The organism is Bifidobacterium aquikefiri (genome assembly GCF_002259795.1).
Taxonomy (GTDB): domain Bacteria; phylum Actinomycetota; class Actinomycetes; order Actinomycetales; family Bifidobacteriaceae; genus Bombiscardovia; species Bombiscardovia aquikefiri.
Window position 1 is genome coordinate 1 of the sequence record NZ_MWXA01000018.1, and the last position, 1094, is coordinate 1094.

The 1094-nt window shown below is 51.8% G+C and carries 1 protein-coding gene; it reads left to right on the top strand.

What is annotated here, in order from left to right:
* The first annotated feature begins 750 nt into the window (after positions 1-750).
* Positions 751-930, top strand: coding sequence for a hypothetical protein (locus BAQU_RS10225; protein ID WP_094692623.1), 180 nt, complete (start codon positions 751-753; stop codon positions 928-930).
* Positions 931-1094: the final 164 nt, after the last annotated feature.

The following is a 1094-nucleotide window of genomic DNA, read 5'->3' on the forward strand; positions in this document are numbered from 1 at the left end:
GCAGCAGGTGATTCATGTATCTTCATCGGCAATGCCATGCGCTGACACGGAGATCGAGCGGGCCAGCAATGGTACTTGCTTGTGAGGGATTCACATGGATTTCTCAGCCGACACCATGTAAGTCCGAAGAACAGACCTGCATCATAGTAATCAGACCCCGCTGGTTTTCTTCCATTTCTCTCTCCACTGCGGGGTCTTCCCCTATCTTGTCTGCATCTTCTGAGGGCTATAGGCACAGATGTGTGTGGGGGCACAGAGGTGTGTGGGAAATCGTTTCCTAGTTCTTGTGGGAGTGGGTGTTGCTTCTGTTTGATAATTTTTACGCTGGTATAACGGCACGGCACAAAGTATGTGTGAAACATGCCGTGAGGCGTTCTCCAGGCTGGGGTTTGTGCTGGTTGATAATCCTGTTTGACCTGGGATGCATGAAAGCAACCTGTGTCCGTATTGCGGCACCATCATGCATCGCAACAGAACCACGAGAGCAGGAACGACCCAATGTCGATGCCCGCCATCCCCACCTCCCTTGCTATCCTCACCTCTCTTGTCATCTCGACCGAATGTCATCTCGAGCGAATTACACCTCCCTTGTCATCTCGAGTGAGCGGAGCGAGTCGAGAGATCTCACCCTTGCAAGCATCAACAGCCAAGATCCCTCGACTCGCTCCGCTCACTCGGGATGACGATGGTACATACAGCTTTGACAAGTTCATACGATCGACTCGCTCCGCTCACTCGGAATGACAGCCCTTGGGCTATCAGCAGGTCGGCTATCTGATCGGCCCGCTCCGCTCACTCGGAATGACGGGAGAGGAGCAGGGCATCTACTGGAACGAATTACACGCCAGTACACCAGCAAAGACCAAAAACCCACACTTCTATGCCTATAACCCTGTTCTGATCAAGGAGTTGCTGGCGCCTGATAGCTGAAATGACATCTCCTAGATGAACAAATGAGACTATTCTTATCACGACAGCATGCTCTGCAGCCCTTGGAATGTCCCTATGAGTTTTTACGTATATAAACCCGCAAGGCATGGCCAAACCATTGATACGGAGTAAGCGATGCCCACGAACGGCAGTCTTCAACCGGT